Source organism: Kitasatospora aureofaciens (genome assembly GCF_019192735.1).
GTDB classification, from domain to species: domain Bacteria; phylum Actinomycetota; class Actinomycetes; order Streptomycetales; family Streptomycetaceae; genus Kitasatospora; species Kitasatospora aureofaciens_A.
On the sequence record NZ_JAHTKP010000016.1, the window covers coordinates 145,215 to 161,392 of the forward strand.

Consider the following 16,178-nt stretch of genomic DNA (forward strand, 5'->3'; position numbering starts at 1 on the left):
GTGCGGCGCAGACTCCTTGCGCGGTGTCGACGCCTTGGGCGTCGGATGCCCCACCGCGATGCGATAGGGGGTGCCGGAGCGGGCCGTTGATGTCGGCCGATCCGGTCCCGCGTCCGTTGTCCCGTCTGCCGCCGCCATGACCCCCTCAACGGCCTCTTCTCCGACGGTTGCCCGTGATGGTGCTGTTCCGTGGATCGGACACCTGGTGGCGGAGGTGCGGGGGCGCCGTCAAAGGGCGGAGCGGCTCAGTTGAGGCAGACGGCCTCGACCTCGCGGCGCGCGTTGGTGAAGTAGAGGACTCCGTCGAGCATCACGGGTGTGCCATGGTCGTCCGGGCTCAGGCTCATGTTGTACGGCGAGCCCAGTGCGCGGCCGGTTGCCGCATTCCGCGCGGTCAGCCCGGTGTGCCCGATGGTGTAGATGGCCCCGTCCGTCACGAGAGGCGCGATGAGCAGAGTCCCGTTGCTCGGCCTGCGGGGCCAGACGTCCTGCCCGGTTGCCGGGTCCACCGCCAGGAGCATGCGCGCGTTCCTGACCAGGAGGACGCGGCCGTCCGCCATGGTCGGGGGACGGCTGATGCCGACGGCGCTCCATCGGGTGCGGCCGCTGTGGGTGTCCACGGCGTGCAGTTGACGTTCCGTGGTGCGCAGGAAGACGGTTTCGCCCGCGGCCGTGAGGTCCGCGGGTGTGCCGTCGAACGAGTCGGACTCCCACCGGCGGGCGCCGGTCGCCGAGTCCAGGGCGACGAGGCGGATGTGCGGCGGAGGCATTTCGATCACGTAGACGGCATCGTCGGTGACCGACCACACCCCGGACAGCGGCGACGCCGTCGGGGACAGCCACCTCCCGGACCCGTCCTCCTCGTGGAGTGCTGCCACGCAGTCAACACCTCGTTCTGAAGCGCGTTTCGTGCACCCCAGACCGAAGACGTCGCCACCTGACACGCGCGGCGCGGAAACGATCTCACAGGCCACGCCCTTCATGGTCCAGCGCCGGTGCCTTCGGAGCAGGTCCAGTGCGGTGACGGATCCGTCCGGGCCGACTGTGAAGGCGGTGCCGCGGGAGACGCTGGTCATGCCTTCATGGAGTCGGTGCCTGGGATCCCAGCGATGTTGCCTTCCGGTGTGAAGATCGAATGTGTTGATTTGCTTGTTCAGGCCGAGGAAACAGACTTGGCCGGAGTCCAGGTGCGGCCTGGCGTCGTTTCCGGCCAGGACAAGAAGCCGTCGGCGTCCGTCGTGGGTGTCGAGGATGTGGAGACGGCAGCCCTCGCCCACCACGAGTGAGCCGTCCAGATGCATTGGCTGGCGGACCGTGGGGAGTGTGGACCGGTCCTTTCCCGAGCCCTGTTGGACGCCGACCGGGACCGGTCCCCACGCCCGCGAGGGAAGGCGGCGGCCTCTGCCACGCTTGCCGCCGACCCCCTTCCGCCTTTCCAGGTCTTCCTCGGGCGATGACGGAGGAGGCGAGTCGTCGCGCCCTTTCGGGTGCGTCGGTTCGGGCTTCTCGGCCGGAACGGCGGGCCCGGGGCCCGGGAGTAGGCCGACCACCGTGACACTGAGGTTCTGTGCCTGGAAGACATGGCCGTGCACGGTCACCGGGCCAGTCACCCGATTGCTGACCCGGGTCGGGTTCGGAGGCGTCTCCGGACGGTCCATCGGTGGATCCTCCCCGTGCCCAGCGTGGTGAGACCATCGGATACCCAGACTTACTCGATCCTCCTCGGCTCCCACCAATCCGCAGGCGGCCCACCTGTCCTCGCCCTGCGGCAAGGGGTGCCGGCCGACCGGCCGTCGTCCGGTGAAACTGCAGGTCGGAACGGGTGGGGCGGCATCGTGACGGCTGGCCGGGATTCGAAACCCCACTCGATCAATCGTGCGTCAGTCCGTTCGCCCGAGCTGCGGGCGCCAGCGGTCGTACGTTGCCGAGGCGGGCCGCCGAGGTGGAGGTGCCATTACGCCGTTCTCCTCGGCGGGGGTGTCCGTCTGACTGGTAATCAGTGGTCCGATACGGGTCGGGGGGCGAGCCGCTGATGTCGGCCCCGATCCGGATCCTGAGGCGATCGGGCGGAAGCGCCGGACCTGCTCGTCCTGGCGGAGTGAGCCCGAGGAGTCGGGCCCGTTTCGGACCGCGGATGCCGACGTCCACAGTGGCCTTCCATGCCGAGGCCGCCGCCTCTTCGCCCGGAAAACCCGGTGCCGTCCCCGGCCGGGCGTGTCTAGACTCGCCCGGCAGACGCGTGCCGCCGCCCCCGAAAGCCGGGTGCCGGTGCGTACCCGTGACGCCGGAGTGAGCAGAAGAGGAGGGGGAGTGGCCGTGACCGCGCAGCGCACCGCCGTTCCCTCTCCCGCGTCCCGGTACGAGGTGATCCTGGTGTCCCCGGTCTTCCGGTGCCCGCTGCGCGGCCGGCACCGGAGGAGCGCGACGACCGCCTGAGCCTCGATGGCCTCGATGCGCGGCATGTCCGATACGTGCCCGCACCAACAAGTGTCTGACGTGCCGTCAGGCATCAGTCGGTCAGTCGCTGACAGCAATCGCGCGCCCACCCCTTTGACTGCGGATCACTTCCGAAAGGCACCCCGGGCCATGCGCACCGACACCACCACCAGCACCACCACCAGCACCACCAGCACCACCAGCACCGACGGCATCGCCGCGGTCCGTAACCTCGGCATTCTCGCTCACGTCGATGCCGGCAAGACCACCGTCACCGAGCGGATCCTCTACCTCACCGGTACCACCCACAGGCGGGGCGAGGTCCACGACGGCACCACCGTGACCGATTTCGACCCGCAGGAACGCGACCGCGGCATCACCATCTTCGCCGCCGCGGTCAGCTGCGCGTGGGCCGGGCACCGGATCAACCTGATCGACACCCCGGGCCACGTCGACTTCGCCGGCGAGGTCGAGCGCTCGCTGCGCGTGCTGGACGGCGCGGTCGCGGTGTTCGATGCGGTCGCGGGCGTCGAGCCGCAGAGCGAATCGGTGTGGCGGCAGGCCGAGCGTCACGGCGTGCCGAGGATCGCGTTCGTGAACAAGCTGGACCGCGCCGGCGCCGACCTGGACGCGGCACTCGCCTCCATCCGCGAGCGCCTGCACCTGCACCCGCTGGCGGTGCAGCTGCCGATCGGCGCCGAGGGCGCGTTCACCGGTGTCGTCGACCTGCTGCACCTGCGCGCGCTCACCTGGACCAACGAGGGCGACGGCGGCGACGGCGGCGACGGCGGTATGCGCCGGGGTCCGGTGCCCGCGCACCTGGCCGCGGAGGCCGCGGTGCGCCGGCGCGCCCTGGAGGAGGCGGTGGCCGCCCTGCACCCGGGCGCCCTGGAGGAGTTCTGCACGGACGGGACGCTGGGGGCTGCGACCCTCACGGCCGCGCTGCGGGACCTGACACGCACCGGCGAGGCGGTGGTGGTGCTGTGCGGTTCCGCCTACCGCAACCGCGGCATCGAACCGCTCCTCGACGCTGCCGTCGCCTACCTGCCCTCGCCACTGGACGCCCCGGCGGTGCGAGGCGTCACCAGCCTCACCGACGACACCGTGCAGGAACGCGACCCCGACCCCGAACAGCCCTTCACCGCCCTGGCGTTCAAGGTGAACGCCGCCCCCACCGGCCGCCTCACCTACCTGCGCCTGTACGCGGGCCGGCTTCACAAGGGAGACACCGTGCTCGACACCGCCACCGGCCGACTGGAGCGCGTCTCGCGCATCCTGCGCGTACAGGCCGAGCGCCACACCGAGACGGACCACGCCGTCGCCGGGGACATCGTCGCCGTGATCGGCCTCAAGGCCGCCCGCGTCGGCGCCACCCTGTGCGCGCCGCACGCGCCGCTGCTGCTGGAGGCCCCGGTCAGCGCCGAACCGGTCGTCACCGTCGCCGTCGAGGCTCGCCGTAGCGCCGACACCGACAAGCTGGCCGCGGCCCTGGCCCGGGCGGCGCAGGAGGACCCCTCGCTGCGGCTGCGCACCGACCCCGAGACCGGACAGCGCACGCTGTCGGGGCTGGGGGAGCTGCACCTGGAGGTCGCGGTGGAGAGGATCCGCCGCGACCACGGGATCGACGCGGTGGTGGGCCGCCCGCAGGTCGCCCACCGCGAGCGCCTCGTCGCCGGCGTGACCGGCTTCGTCCACCGGCACGTCAAACAGGAGGGCGGCGCCGGCCAGTTCGCGCACCTGGTGCTCGACATCCACCCCCTGGACGACACCTGCGAGGAGGACTTCGTGTTCAGCTCCGCCGTCACCGGCGGGCGGGTGCCGCGCGAGTACGTGCAGGCCGTGGAGGCCGGTCTGCGCGAGGCCCTCACCGAGGGCCCGCTCGGCGGCCACCCGGTCACCGGCGTGCGCGTCACCCTCACCGACGGGGCCACCCACCCCAAGGACTCCTCCGAGCTCGCCTTCCGCACCGCCGCCCGCCAGGGGCTGCGCGAGGCCCTGCGCGCCGGGCGGACGGTGGTGCTGGAACCGCTCGCCGAGGTGACGGTGAGCGTGCCCGAGGACGCGCTCGGCACGGTCCTCGGTGACCTCGCGGCCCGCCGCGGCCACATCCAGTCGACCGCCGCCTCTCAGGTGACGGCGCTGGTGCCGCTGGCCGAACTGTTCGGCTACGCGACCCGCCTGCGCAGCCGCACCCAGGGCCGCGGCACCTTCACCACCCGTCCGGCCGGCTACGCGCCCGCACCCACCGGATGAGTAACGGCCTGCCCCTCCCCGACGGGAGGGGCAGGCACCGCCCGCCGCCGCACCCCCGGGCTGCGCCGTGAGGAGGTCGCCCACCTGGCCGGCCTGTCCGTGGACTACCCCGTAGGCTGGTCCGCCGGGGCCGCGCCACCGAGCGGCACGGACGTACGATGACGATTCAGAGGCGGGCAAGGGCGTGCAGTTCGATGACCAGGGTGACCTCGACACCTCGCAGGTCGACGACCGGCGTGGGTTCCCGGGTGGGAAGGTCGCTGTCGGCGGTGGGGCGGTGGGGCTGATCGCCGTGCTGTTCGCGGTCCTGCTGGGTGTGGATCCCAAGCTGCTGAGCCTGTCGTCCGGTGGTGGCGGCAGCACCGGTTCCACGGGCGGCCGTACCTCCGGCGAGGTGCAGCAGTCGTGTAAGACGGGCGCGGATGCCAACAAGCGTCAGGACTGCCGGATCGTGGCGGTCACCAACAGCGTGCAGGAGTTCTGGCGTACCGAGCTGCCCAGGCGCGGCATCGCCTACAAGAGCGCGGAGACGGTGCTGTTCACCGGCCGGGTCAACACCGCCTGCGGCCCGGCGACCTCCGCGGTGGGTCCGTTCTACTGCTCGGGCGATCTGAGGGCCTACTTCGACCTCGGCTTCTTCGACGAGCTGTCCACCCGCTTCGGTGCCAGGGGCGGCCCCTTCGCCGAGTCCTACGTCGTCGCCCACGAGTTCGGCCACCACGTCCAGACCCTGACCGGCGCCATGCAGAAGGTCGGCGGCGACCGGCAGGGCGCGACCAGCGCCTCCGTCCGCCTGGAACTGCAGGCCGACTGCTACGCCGGGGTGTGGGCGCACCACGCCACCACCACCCCGCAGCCCTCCACCGGGCGCCCGTTGATCGCCTCGATCACCGACCAGGACATCGCCCAGGGCCTGGACGCGGCCTCCGCGGTGGGGGACGACCGGATCCAGAAGCAGGCCACCGGCAAGGTCAACCCGGAGAGCTGGACCCACGGCTCCTCCGACCAGCGCAAGGCCTGGTTCACCACCGGCTACCGCACCGGGGACATGGCCCAGTGCGACACCTTCTCCGCCGCCAAGCTGTAGGCCGTCTGACTCTGGAGACGGGCCTTGGTGGCGGTGTGTGTCCCTGTCAGATGTCAGGGACCGCCGCGGTGGGGTGTGTTCGTAGGCTGCTGACCACTGGCCAGACCAGTGAACCCAGCAAGGGAGAACCATCCATGCGCAGGATCATGCACGCCGCCGCGGCGCTCGCCCTGGCGGCCGCCGCCCTCACCACTCTCGCCACCAGCAGTGCCGGCGCCGCCGACGGTTCGTGGGCGGGCTGCCCGTACGGCGCGGTCTGTATCTACCCGCAGGGCCAGAACCCGGCCGCCACCCCGAGCGACGTGTTCTGGAGCTACGGCGCCCACAACCTCAGCGGCCAGTACGGCAGCCACTGGGTGCTCAACAACCAGTCGGGCGGCGCCCACGCCCGCCTGTGCCGCGGGTCGGGCGGCGCCGACTGCGTCTACGACATCGCCGCCCAGAACGGTGTCTGGTACGACCTCGGCCCGATCAACTCGATCACCCTGGACCGTCCCTGACGGTCCGCCTTTGAAGCGGGGGTGCCCGCCGTCGCGGGGGGACGGCGGGCACCCCCCTTCCGTTGTTTCGTCGTCCTGGTCGGTGTCTGCGGGTGGCTTGTGTTGCCTGGTGGTGGATGGCCCGGGTGGCGGCTGTGGTACGGGATGTCGTCGGCCTGGTGGAGGTGGCCGCGTGCCGGGTCGGTTGGGCCGGTCCGGGTGTGCTTTCGGATGCCTTCGCCCGGCGGTTCGGCGCCGGCGCTCTGTCCCGTAGGCCTTCCCGTACCCCCTTCCGCGTCCCTGTCCCGCACCCGCATGCCCTCCCGTACCTCCGTCCGTGTCCTTTCGGTGTGTGTCGTTCGTGTGGGTGTGTGGTGGGTGGGGGTGGTGTTTGGAGTTTCCTCCAGGTTTCGGTCTCGGGTGTGCGTTCATGAAGATAACGAGTGGGAGAGGGTTGGGGGCATTCTGGGTTTACTTATTGACGTCTTGTGGGTGGGCGGGTTTAACTCCCCGGTATTCCGCCGCAGTGTCGCGGCGACGTCAGGGAAGAGGCACCCCCCCATGAACGCAAACGTGCGTCGCGCCGTCATCGCCACCACCGGCATTGCGCTGGCCGTGTCGATGGCTGCGTGTGGCAAGGCCGGTGGCGGCGCGAAGGACTCCGCGGCCTCCGGCGACACCGGGTCGATCGGCCTGCTGCTGCCGGAGAACGCCTCGTCCACCCGCTACGAGTCCTTCGACCGCCCCTTCATCGAGGCCAAGGTCAAGGCCCTGTGCGTGGACTGCAAGGTCCTCTACAACAATGCCGAGGGCAGTGCGGCCAAGCAGAAGCAGCAGTTCGACACCCTGATAGCCCAGGGCGTCAAGGTGATCGTCCTGGACGCCTACGACGCCACCTCCACCCAGAGCTGGGTCCAGGAGGCCGCTGCCAAGGGCGTCAAGGTCGTCGCCTACGACCGTCTGGCCACGGGTCCGGTGGCGGCTTATGTGTCGTTCGACAACGAGAAGGTCGGTGAGCTCCAGGGTCAGGCCCTGGTGGACGCGCTGGGTCCGCAGGCCGCCGATGCGGGCATCGTGATGATCAACGGTGACGAGGCCGATCCCAATGCGGCGCAGTTCAAGGCCGGTGCGCACAAGGTCCTCGACGCGAAGGTGAAGAAGGTCGTCTACGAGCAGTCCGGTGAGTGGAAGCCGACTGTCGCGGGTCAGAAGATCGGTGCGGCTGTCACGCAGCTCGGCAAGTCGGGTTTCCAGGCCGTCTATTCCGCCAACGACGGTATGGCCGGTGCGATCATCACCCAGCTTCAGTCCAATGGCATCAAGGTTCCGGTGGGCGGGCAGGATGCCGGGCTCGATGCCATCCAGCGCATCGTCACCGGCGATCAGGCCTACACCATCTACAAGGCCTACCGTCCTCTGGCCGACAGTGCCGCGGAGCTCGCCGTCGATCTCCTGAAGGGCAAGGACATCAAGACGGTTGCCACCGCGAGTGCCGACAGTGCGACCGACAAGGGCATCCCGGCCAGGCTCCTGGATGCCAAGGTCGTCACCAAGGCCAGCATCAGCGACACCGTCGTCGCGGACGGTCTCTACAAGGTCGCCGACATCTGCACCGCCGACTACGCCGCCGCCTGCACCGCCGCCGGCCTCAAGTAGCGCCGCCCGGCCTCATGTGGCGCCGCCCGGCCTCATGTGGCGCCTCCTGGCCCCATGGAGCGCCGTCCGGCCTCGTGTGGCGCCTCCTGGCCCCATGGAGCGCCGTCCGGCCTCGTGTGGCGCCGTCCGGCCCTGGGCCGGAGACTCAAGTACCCCACCGTATAAGAAGGTTCATGTGACAGGCGCACCCGTCCTGCAGTTGCGCGCGGTCTCCAAGCGCTTCGGTGCCGTTCAGGCCCTGACCGACGTCGATCTGACGGTCCACGCCGGCGAGGTCCTCGCTCTCGTCGGTGACAACGGCGCCGGGAAATCCACTCTGGTGAAGACGATCGCGGGGGTCCATCCCGTCGACGAGGGCACGATCACCTGGCATGGCGACCCGGTGCGTCTGACCCGTCCCCAGGACGCCCAGGCCCTGGGTATCGCCACCGTCTACCAGGATCTCGCCCTGTGTGACAACCTCGACGTCGTCGCGAATCTGTTCCTCGGCCGTGAGAAACACCTGCGCGGTCTCCTGGACGAGGTTGCCATGGAACAAAAGGCCCGCGAGCTCCTGGACACCCTCGCGATCCGCATCCCCGACGTGCGCACCCCGGTCGCCGCCCTGTCCGGCGGCCAGCGCCAGGTCGTTGCGATCGCCCGTGCCCTGGTGGGCGAGCCCTCCGTCGTCATCCTGGACGAGCCGACCGCCGCCCTGGGTGTCGAGCAGACCGCGCAGGTCCTCGACCTCGTGGAGCGCCTGCGCACCCGGGGCCTGGGCGTCATCCTCATCAGCCACAACATGGCCGACGTGCGGGCCGTCGCCGACACCGTCGCGGTCCTGCGCCTGGGCCGCAACAACGGCGTCTTCCCCGTCGCCGGCACCACCCAGGAACAGATCATCTCCGCCATCACCGGCGCCACCGACAACGCCGTCACCCGCCGCCAGGCCCGCCTCACCCAGGAGGAGGACGCCGCATGACCACCCCCACCGCCCCCACCGAAACCCCCGCCCCCCAGGCGCCCGCCGCGGACCCCCGCCTGCTGGTGCGATCCGGCGGCCTCACCGGCTACCTCGACGACCTGCGCCGACGCCTGGCCGGTGGCGAACTCGGCTCCGCTCCCGTCGTCATCGGCCTCATCCTCATCGCCGTCATCTTCCAGAGTGTCACCGGCCACTTCCTCCAGGCCGACAACCTCACCAACATCACCAAATACATCGCCGGTCCCGGCCTGATCGCCGTCGGCGTCGTCTTCGTCCTCCTCCTCGGCGAGATCGACCTCTCCCTGGGCTCCGTCGCCGGCGTCTGCGCCGCCATCGCCTCCGTCCTGGCGGTGCGCCAGGGCGTCAGCGAATGGCTCGCCGTCGCCGCCGCCCTCGCCGCCGCCGCCGCCATGGGCGCCCTCCACGGCCTCTTCTTCGCGCGCATCGGCGTCCCCGCCCTCGTCGTCACCCTCGCGGGTATGCTCGCCTGGAGCGGCCTGCAGGAATACGTCCTCGGCGATCTCGGCACGATCAACAACCGCCACGACGGCCTCATCGCCACCCTCGACACCCACTTCCTCGGCGACGGCGACATCGCCTACGCCTGGGCCCTGGCGATCCTGGCCCCCGCTCTCTACCTCCTCGCCCAACTGCGCACCGCCCGCCGCCGCCGCCAAGCCGGCCTCACCGCCCGTCCCACCACCGACATCGCCCTGCGTGCCGGCGCCCTCGCCGTCCTGGCCCTGCCCCTGGCGTACGCCCTCAACCAGGACCGCGGCCTGCCGCTGCCCCTGGTCGTCCTGGTCGGCGTCGTCGCCGGCACCGACTTCGTCCTGCGCCGCACCGCCTGGGGCCGGCAGGTCTTCGCCGTCGGCGGCGGCATCGAGGCGGCCCGCCGTGCGGGTATCAACGTCGCCCGGGTACGGATCTCCGTGTACATGACCTCCGCGACGCTGGCGGGCCTGGGCGGCCTGTTCATCGCCTCCCAGCAGGGCTCCGCCGACAAGCAACTCGGCGGCGGCAACGTCCTGATGAGCGCGATCGCCGCCGCCGTCATCGGCGGGACCAGCCTGTTCGGCGGGCGCGGCAAGACGTGGTCGGCGCTGCTGGGCATCCTGGTCATCCAGTCCATCACCACCGGCCTGGACATGGTCCATGCCGCCCAGGCCATCCAGTACATGATCACCGGCGCCGTGCTGCTGGCCGCGGTCGTCCTGGACTCCGTCTCCCGCCGCACCCGCGCCGGTGCCGCCCGCACCTGACCCGGTCCCGCCTTCCCGATGGGCCCGCCCGATCCGCGCGGTCGGGCGGGCCTTTGGGGTGCTCGCCTGCTGCGGGTGCCGGTGGCGCCGTGCTGGCGGCCGGGGTCGTTCTCGGTTCTGTTTCGTACTCGTGCCGGTGCCGCCCGCACCTGACCCGGTCCCGTCTTCCACCTAGTCGTGCGGGGTGAGCACGCTGGGGGCCGCCGGAGACCGGGGCCTCCGCCGCCGAGTCAGCCGCCGACGTGGATAGGGGGAGGCGCTGCGCGCAGTGCTGTCGATGAGCTGGACTGGGTCAGCCTGCCAGACGGGCGAGGGCCAGCGCGTGAGCGCGGTCGAGGGAGTCGCCGGCAGCGCAAGGGAGGTCCGGCTGCACACCGGTGCCCTCCCAGTTCGTGCCGGAGACGGGGTTGATGGCGCGGCCAACGGGGACGGTGGCTTCCAGGTGTGGGTGCACGGTCCAGCCCTTGCACGGATGTGCGCCGCCGCGAGTGCGCTCGCCGACGACTACGGCGCGGCCGAGCTGCTGGAGGTCGTACGCCAGCTCCTCAGCGGCAGAGAAGGTGCTGTCGCTGGACAGCACATACAACGGCTTGCTGCCACCGAAGCGCGCGCCGGGAACATGCGGCAGACTCCAGGACTGCTCGCTGCGCTCGCCGCCGTGCCAGTACATGGTGTTGAGGTGGGTGCGCTCGTCGAGTAGGTAACTGCAGACGAACGCGACCGTGTCCGGGTCGCCGCCCCGGTTGGCGCGAAGGTCCACGATCAGCGCCTGGGCGCGGGAGGCCAGGGTGAGCGCGGCGCTCAGCGGTTCGGCGGCCCACTCCAGCGGAAACAGCATCGGTGCCAGCTCCACCACGGCGACCCCTCCGTCGAGCAACTGAACCCGGGGTGCACCGCCCAGCGAGGTGTCGAAGTCCCGGCGCATGGAGTCCCGGGTGGCTGCCCCCTGCTTCGGGGAGACCGGGTCGGCGTGGTGCTTCAGTCTCAGGTGTCGGTCGCCGTTGACGGACTGCAGGTCCGCGGTGACCAGCCGGGCGAGCTCCTCGGCGCCGTCGACGTCGTAGGCGCCCTCGGTGAGGCGTCGTTGCAGCAGGCCGGCGAGCTGCTCGGCTATCTCGGGGAAAACGTAGTGCTCGGTCAGGAGCCGGGCTGTCTCGTCGATGACAGGGGCAGGCGGAATCTTCGTCAGAGTCGTCATGGCAGGGAGTAGAGCACTGCCCTTGCGAAAGCGTCAAAGAGTTTAGACACTTTCGTATGCGTGATCAGCCTTCCTGCCTGCCGCCTCCTGAGGATGTTCTGGAGATCGGTGCGCCTGAGCAGTTCGCGGCGCTCTCTCACCCGTTGCGTCAGCGGTTGCTCTTCGCCCTGGGCCACCGGCCTGCCACCGTCAGGCAGCTTGCGGCGCAGCTCGACGCGAAGAAGGGCAGCGTGGCCCACCACCTCAGAGTGCTCCGCGATGCCGGGCTGGTCCGCGTCGTCGAGACCCGCCAGGTCCGCGGCGGCACCGAGCAGTACTACCAGCGCACGGCCCGTCACATGGTCGTCACCGAACCTCAAGCGGCAGGCACCGCCGCGATGCTCGCCGCGGTCGCCCAGGAGCTGGACCTCTCTCCCGCCGAGACCCACCTGACACTGCGCCACCTGCATCTCAGCCCCGCGAAGACAAGAGAACTCGGCGAGGCCCTCGCCAAACTGGTCGACGAGGCCGAGGAAGATGCAGAGGACCAGCCCCTGCACGGTGTGTTGGTGGCGCTCTATCAGCAGGCCCTGCCGACCAGCACCACCAGTTCCGCCTAGGGTCTGCTTTAGAAGTGGATCAAGGTCGTGCGATGATCACGTTCCATGGCTCGGGGAGATCTGACAGACGCCCAGTGGGCAGTGCTGGAATCACTCAATCGCTCGTCGAAGTAGGCACCCGGCTATACCCCCGCGGCCTCGCCACGGCTACCCCGCAGCACTTCACCGTGGCCTCCCGGGCCATCTGGTACGCACGACCCGGGAGTTGCCCGCCCTGGAAGAAAGGCGAGCACGCACCGCAACCAGCCCAGATCCGCCAGGTTCGAGCTGATGTCACCTTAGGAGGCTTCAAGCACCGGTTCCTCTCGTATACCTCTCCGTCTCGCTCGCCGGACCCGCGCCATCTGGCAGTGCTGACACATCCCGGCTTTGTCGGGGCCGCTTGCCACCCTCCCCGGCACCTCCCGGGTCAGGCTGCCCCCAGCTTCACCACCCTGCTGCGACAGGACAGTGGCGAAGGTCTCTCACCTCCACTCGATCGATCAGCGCCTCACGGCGCACGCGCCAGAGATGCCATCGGTCGGCGACCTGGAGGGCCTGCGGGGCGCCGGGGGTGGCACCTTCGGCGAAGAAGGGCGCCCGGTCACGGCAGACGATCTCGATGCTGGGCCGCTCGGCGAGCCAGGGCGCGAGCGTGTCCGCCTCCCGATCGGGAAGGAGGTCGACCGGGCGACGTGTCTCGACGTCGACGAGCACGGTTCCGTAGGCACGGCCCTTGCGCATCGCGTACTCGTCCACACCGACCAGGCGGGGTACTGCGGTGGCGGGGTCCGGAAGCGAGGCGATCAGCCTCAGCAGGGTGTTCCGGCTGACCGGAACCTTGAGGGCATCCGTCATCCGGGCGCCGGCCCGGCCCGCGAGCGCAAGACCGACCGACACCAGCGTCGACCGCAGCCGCTCGGTCCGTCGCCCGAACCTGCGGGTGAGACCGGGTACTTGCTCGGCGAAGGTCATGCGCTCGCAGGATTCCTCCTCGCAGACGAACCTCCGCACCCGCAACGACACCACGACGAACTTGCGCGCCGTCGGCAGATCGCGAGGAAATCGCAGGTAGGAGCCGTGTATTCGCCCCGACCAGCACCCGCACCCCGGACAGGCCGCCCGCCCTGCGGTCGTACGGGCCTCGACCCGGACGACCGTGTCGATCACCTCGACCGATTCCACCAACACGCCCTCGACCGAGGAGAACAGCAGCTCGTTCAACTGCGGCAGCACTTCGTTCACGGCGAAGGACTGTCGACCACACCACCGTCCAGCCAGGCGATCTTTGGGCGGACTTCAGTGGTCGTAGGCGGTCAGTGCGCGCATGACTGTCCGGCCGCGCATGAACCTGGCTCCACTCATCAGCCCCCCTTGGAATCGATCATCCAGGGAACCGGGAGGCGCTCTACCGGCGGACCGCCGAGATCAGTCCGCCGGGCCGCTCCTCGCGCTGCGGCGGGGTGCTGATCGGGCGGCCGTAGGCGGCAGCGCGCTCGCGCAGGGTGTGGCTGTCGGCCTCCCAGCCGTGCCCGGCCAGCCAGCCCACCGGGTCGTCGGGCATCTCCGAGATCCACATGGACGCCGCCGATCCCTGCGCGGCGTCCGCGCCGAAGCGCTCGATCACGCCGCGCGAGCCCAATGTCAGCCCCATCCGACTGCCTGCCGCCGACTGCGTGCTGATCCGGGCCAGCAGTAGCTCCACCGCCTCCTCGGGCAGATAGATCAGTAGTCCTTCGGCGATCCACGCGGTCGGCATGGCCGGGTCGTGCCCTGCGGTGGCCAGCGCGCCTGGCCAGTCCTCACGCAGATCCACCGCGACGGTGATCCGCTCGCAGCGTGCGACGGCCCGCTCCTGGCGCAGTACCGAAGCCTTGAAGTCCAGTGGCGCGGCGGTGTCGACCTCGAACAGCCGGGTGCCCTCGGGCCAGTCCATCCGGAAGGCCCGGCTGTCCATGCCGGCGCCGAGCAGCACGACCTGCCGGACCCCGGACGCGGAGGCCTGCTGCAACAGGTCGTCGAGGAACTTCGTCCTGATGACGATGGAGAACGACACGGCCAGCCGTCGGCGTCGCGCGGCCTCGTCATCGGGCAGCGGCGGCGAGGAGGGCCACAGGCCGCCGGCGGTGGCGAAGGCCTGTGCCAGTGGGTCGCGGAACAGCGCGTTCTCCCGCTCGGTCTCCAGCGCCCGCACCCTGGCCACCCCCACCGCCGTGGCCCACACTCCCGACGGCTGCACCCGCTCCTGCTCATCAGTCACCGCGCCAGCCTAGATGATCGATTCCAAGGGGCCTGATGAGGGGAGCCAGCTTCATGCGCGGCCAGCCAGTCATACGCGCACTGAACGCCTATGACCACTAAAACCACCATTAGGCGAAGATCAACAGCCACCCTGTGTTCGCGACCACACGAAGTGGACCAGAGCCGGTTCTCGTGAACAAAGCCGGCTGCGGGTACCGGAGGCGCCGTGCTGTCGGCCGCGGTGGTTCTCGGCTCTGTTTCCTGTCGTACCCGTGCCGGTGCCGCGAGCAGCTGACCCGGCGCTTTCCCCGATGGGCCCGTTTGGTCCGCGGGATGGGGCGGGCCCGTTGTGGCGTGCGGACCGGGGGCCTCAAGGTCTCCGGGATGCTCAAGAACCGTGGGCTCGCCGGCAGGAGCGGGTGGGGCGGTGGCCGGCTCGGCGTTGCCGGCCGCTGGTTGCCCTCCTCGCGTCCTGGTCAGGGCTGGGGCCCTGTGGTGTCCGGTGGTGGCGTTCCCTGGTGCTGTCGGGAGTGCTGTGAAGCATTCCAGTGAGTGGCCGGTGTGTTCGTGGTCGGCGGTGGTGGTGAGGTCGAACAGCAGGCCTCGTAGGACGGCCACGACGAGGGTGGGGGTGGCGGTGTCATCGGGGCCGGTGACGGCGTCGGCGAGGACGTTGCCGGGTGGCGGTGCGGGAGCTGAAGGAACCCGGGAATCCGGTCAGCCCCGGTGCGGGGGTGGGGATTTGCCCCCACCTCCCGCTCCGGGGGTGGTCGGTGTGGCGTCGGGTTGTCGAAGTCACCGGGCGTGTACGGCGGTGGTGAAGGCCTGCCGGCGGGGACGTTGCCGGGTGGTGGTGCGGGAGCTGAAGGAACCCGGGGAGTTCTGCCAACCCCCTTGCGGGGGTGGTGATTTCTTCGCTTCCGCTCCGGGGGTGATCGGTGTGGCATTGGGTCGTCGAAGTCCCCGGGCGCGTACGGCGGTGACGAAGGCGCGCCATGCGGGGGAGGGGAGGTGTAGGGCGGGTCCGCGGGGTTCTTCCGGGGTGGTCAGTGTGGCGTCGGGTTGTCGAACTCTCCGGCGTGTATGGCGGTGATGAAGGCCTGCCAGGCGGGGGAGGGGAAGTGCAGGACGGGCCCGTTGGGGTCTTTGGAGTCGCGTACGGGCAGTATGCCGGTGACGGCGGTGGTGCCGTCGGCGACCTCGATGCAGCCGTCGGAGCCGCCGCTGTGGGTGCTCTTGCGCCACACGGCACCGCCCGCCGCGGTGCCGCCCGCCGTGGCGCCGGTCGTGGTGGTGCCGGTGGTGGTGGTGCCGGTGGTGGTGCCGTCCATCGCAGACTCCTTCTGATCGGACACGGTCAACCCGTCACCACGGTACGGGCGGTGCGGGACGTCGGCGAGGTGACGTTGCGCACGGTCCGGGATGCACGGCATCCGGGGGGACCCGCACCCGGCGGGGTTCAGGAGGAGGCGGTGGCGGCCTTCTGTATGTGGGCGGCGAACGTCCCGGCCGGCGCCGGGCCTCGCCCGCATCCGGTGCGCCGCGCTCCGGGGTGGTGGTGGCGACGGCCGGGGCCGGGCGCATCGTCAGGTAGAGGCCGTCCAGCCTGCCGGCGTTGCGGTAGCAGGCGTGGCTGCCCGCGGTGCCCGCGGTGCCCGCGTCCGCCGCGGCGTCCGTCTTCCGGTACGTGGCCGACCGTGCGACCTCCCGGCGGCACGCCTCCTGGGCGCCCGCCGGGTCGGCGAACGCTCCCGGGCGGAAGGTGGGGGCTCTCCCCGTCGGTCTTGAACCGGGCTCGCCCGGCCGCGACGGCGGTGCAGTCCCAGGACGCGTCCGTGCCGCAGTCGGCCGCGCTCTTCGCCTTGTCGGCGACGTGGGTGTTCCCGCTCCTGGGTGTCCGCCGGGTCGGCGAACGCTCCCGGGCGGAAGGTGGGGGCTCTCCCCGTCGGTCTTGAACCGGGCTCGCCCGGCCGCGACGGCGGTGCAGTCCCAGGACGCGTCCGTGCCGCAGTCGGCCGCGCTCT

The 16,178-nt window shown here is 70.7% G+C and carries 12 protein-coding genes and 1 pseudogene; 7 read left to right on the forward strand and 6 right to left on the reverse strand.

All coding sequences use genetic code 11. The features are described 5' to 3' along the window. Positions 1-245: 245 nt before the first annotated feature. Positions 246-878: a PQQ-binding-like beta-propeller repeat protein gene (locus KV557_RS44490; protein WP_308129968.1), complete on the reverse strand. Its 633-nt coding sequence runs from the start codon at positions 876-878 to the stop codon at positions 246-248. A 165-nt stretch (positions 879-1,043) separates the two neighbouring features. Then, positions 1,044-1,658, reverse strand: a pseudogene (locus KV557_RS44880) (hypothetical protein); the annotation flags it as partial. 928 nt (positions 1,659-2,586) lie between these two features. Here KV557_RS44880 and fusA point away from each other — a divergent pair. The 6 genes from fusA (at position 2,587) to KV557_RS19005 (ending at position 10,137) form a co-directional block, all read left to right on the forward strand. Further along, a complete protein-coding gene (gene fusA, locus KV557_RS18980) occupies positions 2,587-4,689 on the forward strand; it encodes an elongation factor G (protein ID WP_218201777.1) in 2,103 nt (700 codons plus the stop codon). Positions 4,690-4,873: 184 nt separating this feature from the next. After that, the gene (ypfJ, locus tag KV557_RS18985; RefSeq protein WP_218201779.1) at positions 4,874-5,776 is read left to right on the forward strand and encodes a KPN_02809 family neutral zinc metallopeptidase; all 903 of its coding nucleotides are present in this window, start codon (positions 4,874-4,876) and stop codon (positions 5,774-5,776) included. 134 nt (positions 5,777-5,910) lie between these two features. Next, complete coding sequence (locus KV557_RS18990) at positions 5,911-6,276, forward strand: hypothetical protein (protein WP_218201781.1); 366 nt, start codon at positions 5,911-5,913, stop codon at positions 6,274-6,276. Positions 6,277-6,816: 540 nt separating this feature from the next. Continuing rightward, positions 6,817-7,911, forward strand: a complete 1,095-nt coding sequence (locus KV557_RS18995) for a sugar ABC transporter substrate-binding protein (RefSeq protein WP_218201821.1) — start codon at positions 6,817-6,819, stop codon at positions 7,909-7,911. Positions 7,912-8,086: 175 nt separating this feature from the next. Continuing rightward, complete coding sequence (locus tag KV557_RS19000; RefSeq protein ID WP_218201782.1) at positions 8,087-8,872, forward strand: ATP-binding cassette domain-containing protein; 786 nt, start codon at positions 8,087-8,089, stop codon at positions 8,870-8,872. After that, positions 8,869-10,137: a sugar ABC transporter permease gene (locus tag KV557_RS19005; protein WP_218201784.1), complete on the forward strand. Its 1,269-nt coding sequence runs from the start codon at positions 8,869-8,871 to the stop codon at positions 10,135-10,137. The genes KV557_RS19000 and KV557_RS19005 overlap by 4 nt, the downstream gene beginning before the upstream one ends. A gap of 292 nt (positions 10,138-10,429) precedes the next feature. Here the strand turns inward: KV557_RS19005 and KV557_RS19010 are convergent, their stop codons facing one another. After that, entirely contained in the window at positions 10,430-11,335 is a 906-nt protein-coding gene (locus KV557_RS19010) for a S41 family peptidase (RefSeq protein ID WP_218201786.1), read from the reverse strand. A gap of 56 nt (positions 11,336-11,391) precedes the next feature. Here KV557_RS19010 and KV557_RS19015 point away from each other — a divergent pair, with 56 nt between their 5' ends. Further along, the gene (locus KV557_RS19015; RefSeq protein WP_218201788.1) at positions 11,392-11,934 is read left to right on the forward strand and encodes an ArsR/SmtB family transcription factor; all 543 of its coding nucleotides are present in this window, start codon (positions 11,392-11,394) and stop codon (positions 11,932-11,934) included. A 426-nt stretch (positions 11,935-12,360) separates the two neighbouring features. Here KV557_RS19015 and KV557_RS19020 read toward each other — a convergent pair whose 3' ends face one another. The 3 genes from KV557_RS19020 to KV557_RS19030 form a co-directional block, all read right to left on the reverse strand. After that, a complete protein-coding gene (locus KV557_RS19020) occupies positions 12,361-13,158 on the reverse strand; it encodes an ISL3 family transposase (RefSeq protein ID WP_218201790.1) in 798 nt (265 codons plus the stop codon). Positions 13,159-13,321: 163 nt separating this feature from the next. Then, positions 13,322-14,173 (reverse strand): class I SAM-dependent methyltransferase, encoded by an 852-nt coding sequence (locus KV557_RS19025; protein WP_308129969.1) that lies wholly within the window; start codon positions 14,171-14,173, stop codon positions 13,322-13,324. A gap of 1,027 nt (positions 14,174-15,200) precedes the next feature. Continuing rightward, positions 15,201-15,485 (reverse strand): DUF397 domain-containing protein, encoded by a 285-nt coding sequence (locus KV557_RS19030; RefSeq protein ID WP_218201793.1) that lies wholly within the window; start codon positions 15,483-15,485, stop codon positions 15,201-15,203. Positions 15,486-16,178 lie beyond the last annotated feature (693 nt).

Excerpts from the sequence above, each read along its gene's own strand:
- fusA (WP_218201777.1), top strand. The coding sequence starts at position 2,587 with ATGCGCACCGACACCACCACCAGCACCACCACCAGCACCACCAGCACC.
- KV557_RS18990 (WP_218201781.1), top strand. The coding sequence starts at position 5,911 with ATGCGCAGGATCATGCACGCCGCCGCGGCGCTCGCCCTGGCGGCCGCC.
- KV557_RS18995 (WP_218201821.1), top strand. The coding sequence starts at position 6,817 with ATGAACGCAAACGTGCGTCGCGCCGTCATCGCCACCACCGGCATTGCG.
- KV557_RS19005 (WP_218201784.1), top strand. The coding sequence starts at position 8,869 with ATGACCACCCCCACCGCCCCCACCGAAACCCCCGCCCCCCAGGCGCCC.
- KV557_RS19010 (WP_218201786.1), bottom strand. The coding sequence starts at position 11,335 with ATGACGACTCTGACGAAGATTCCGCCTGCCCCTGTCATCGACGAGACA.
- KV557_RS19015 (WP_218201788.1), top strand. The coding sequence starts at position 11,392 with ATGCGTGATCAGCCTTCCTGCCTGCCGCCTCCTGAGGATGTTCTGGAG.
- KV557_RS19030 (WP_218201793.1), bottom strand. The coding sequence starts at position 15,485 with ATGGACGGCACCACCACCGGCACCACCACCACCGGCACCACCACGACC.